1 protein-coding gene is annotated in these 3,391 nt (G+C 28.0%); it reads left to right on the forward strand.

Annotation, left to right across the window (positions count from 1 at the left end; all coding sequences use genetic code 4):
• Positions 1-432: 432 nt before the first annotated feature.
• Complete coding sequence (mgtA, locus tag EHV01_RS04170) at positions 433-3,147, forward strand: magnesium-translocating P-type ATPase (RefSeq protein ID WP_422066336.1); 2,715 nt, start codon at positions 433-435, stop codon at positions 3,145-3,147.
• Positions 3,148-3,391: the final 244 nt, after the last annotated feature.

Raw genomic sequence — 3,391 nt, forward strand, 5'->3', positions numbered from 1 at the left:
TAAAAAATTTAAAGCAAAATCATAATCTTACACAAAATTAGTTTTCAAATTGTCATATTGATGATTTTTTTTATTTCATCAAGAGTTTTCGACAAAATTAAAGAAAATTTTTGTTTTATTCAATTTTACGATAATTTTTTTAAATAAGGTATATTTGCCTTATTTTTTATGCTAAAATATAAAGGTATTATTTTTAAGAAAGAAAGAGTGGTGATTTCTATGCTTGGACAGCAGGAACAGTCCGGACTGTTTTTACAATTAAGCCGGATTATTAAGGGTATCAATTTTTACAAAAGTAATACATTATTTAATATTGTTTCTGACCATCAAGAAGATAATCACCGCAGTTATTTATAATTGCTACTATTTTTAGTTGTGTTAATTTATCTTATTTTGTTGTGTCATGAAACAAAGTAAGAGAGGAAACAAATCATGTTTGGAAAAGATAGAACAAAAGAAGCTTTATTAAAAAAGCTAAGTTTTAATGATAAAAAATTAAAAGCATGTTCAAAACTTAACCAACCTGAATTATTAAACGAATTTAAAAGTAATCAGTTTGGGATAAAGACAGCTGATGTCGAAGATTTACAAAAAGAATATGGACACAATAAAGTAGATACTACTAAATTTAATTGAGTTCTAAACTTTTTTAAATCATTTTTTGGACCTTTTAATTTAGTACTAATTGCGATTAGTATTTATAATTTTTATGAGTATTTTTCAACTCCTATTGCAGAACGGGGAATTGCTGATATTTTACCAGCAATTATTGTAGCAGTTATGATTTTTGCAAGTGGAACAGTTGTTTATATTCAAACAATAAAAGCACATTTTGTAACGAAAAAATTAATTAATATTGTTAGTAATAAAGCAACAGTGATTCGAGATGGGAAGGGATATACTGACATTAATTACGAAAATATGTTTGAATTAATCAAAAAATCAGAAGATATTGATGTTCGTGATTTAGTACCAGGAGATTTGATTTACTTATCAAGTGGGGATATGGTTCCTGCTGATGTTCGCATTTTAGTTAGTCGTGATTTATTTATTAATCATGCTTCATTAACCGGAGAATCAATGCCAGTTGAGAAACATGCAACAACAGATAAGGTTAATTTATTAGAATTAGAAAACATTTGTTTAATGGGTACAAGTGTTGTTTCAGGTAGTGCAATTGCAATGGTTATTCAAACGGGAGTTAAAACATATTTTTCGTCAATTTCAAGTGTATTGCAAGAAAAACGCCCTTTAACTAATTTTCAAACAGGAGTGCAACGAGTAACATTCCTATTAATTATGTTTGTGTTGATTATGGCACCAATTATTTACTTAATTTACTCAGGAACAAAAAGTGATTGATTAGGAGGAATAACATGAACAGCGGCAGCTATTGTTGGAATTATTCCTGAAATGCTGCCAATGATTGTGACAAGTAATTTAGCACGAGGAGCTCGTAAAATGAGCCGCAGTAAATTAGTATTTAAAAATTTAGGGGCAATTCAAAATTTAGGGGCAATTGATGTTTTATGTACAGATAAAACAGGAACTTTAACAAATGATAAAATTGAGTTAATTAATTATGCTAGTTTCGACAATAAAAAAAAACCAGATTTATTGAAATTATTATACTTAAATAGCTATTTTCAAACTGGAATTAAAAATCCACTAGATTCAGCAATTATTGATTATGTTAAAGAAAGTACACATTATTTTGCTCCTGATAAATATCAAAAAGTTGATGAAATTCCATTTGATTTTGAACGTCGTCGTTTAACAATTATTGTTAAAAATGCAGCAGATACAAAATTAATTTCAAAAGGAGCAATTGAAGAAATTATTAATGTTTCAAATAAAATTTATTATCAAAATAAAATTGTTGACTTAGATGATGAAATGAGAAAACAAATCATTAAGACGGTAACTCGTTTGAATGATCAGGGATACCGCGTGTTAGGAATTGGTTATAAAGTTGTTAATGAAAATCAAAAAGTTTATAACATTAATGATGAAAAAGATTTAATTTTTTATGGTTATGCAACATTTTTAGATATTCCTAAACCATCAGCATCAAAAATGGTTAAAGTATTAGCTACTCGTGGTGTTGAATTAAAAATTTTAACAGGAGATAATGCTGCTGTAACGCGTTCGATTTGTGATCGTGTAGGAATGAAAATTAAAGGAATTATTTCTGGGGAAGAATTAGATAAATTGACTGACTATGAATTAAAACGTGCGGTTGAAATTAACAATGTTTTTGTTAAATTAAATCCAACGGAGAAATCACGAATTATTAGTTTGCTAAAAGCGAATAATCATGTTGTTGGTTTTATGGGTGATGGAATTAATGATGTGCCAGTATTACGACAAAGTGATATTGCAATTTCAGTTAATAATGCAACTGATGTTGCTAAGGAAGCATCAGATATTATTTTATTAGAAAAATCATTAGATGTAATTGAACAAGGAATTGAACAAGGACGTTTAACATTTGGAAATATTTTAAAATATATTAAAATAACAATGGCTTCACAATTTGGGAATGTTTTTACTTTAATTATTGTGGCTTGATGAATTCCATTTACGCCAATGTTGCCAGTTCAAATGTTATTTCAAAATTTAATTTATGATTTTTCACAATTTGTGGTTGTATTTGACCGTGTTGATGAAGATTTCTTATTACAACCACAGCGCTGACGTACAAAAGGTATGTTATCATTTACCTTTGTTAACGGCCCAATTAGTAGTGTTTTTGATGTAATAACCTTTATTATTTTGGGGTATGGTTTTGGTGTCTTTAGTGCATATCATGCTGATCCTACTTCGGCAAATGCCGCTTATCATGTTGCAATTTTTCAATCGGGTTGATTTATTGAAGGATTAATTACTCAAACCGTTGTTATGTTAATGTTTAGAACAAAACAAATTCCATTTATTCAATCAAAACCAACTTGACCAGTTAATGTTGCCACAGGAATTGTTGTATTATTAGGATTCTTAATTCCATATGCATTGAACAATGTCTTTCCAATGACAGCACCACCATTAGTATATATTCCAATCGTCATAGGAGTTATTGGAGCGTATTGTATCACTGCTCAATTATCAAAAGTTGGTTATATTAAAGTGACAAAAAATTGATTATAAAATAATTTTAAAAATAGTTAAAAGGAATGTTTATTTATGATAATCATTCCTTTTAATTATTATTTTAATGTGTAAACTGTAAAACGAAACGCGCTAAAACAACTCTTATTAAAGGGTTGTTTTTTTATTTGTAAACTCATAATTATTAATTAATTCAGAGAAAGGACAGCATCTTAAGTTCTTAAAATAGAAACTTTTTATCACAACTTTTATTAACTTTTTAAAAGTTGTATTACACATAAWT

Source organism: Spiroplasma sp. hy2, assembly GCF_044714365.1.
GTDB lineage: Bacteria > Bacillota_I > Bacilli_A > Mycoplasmatales > Mycoplasmataceae > Spiroplasma > Spiroplasma phoeniceum.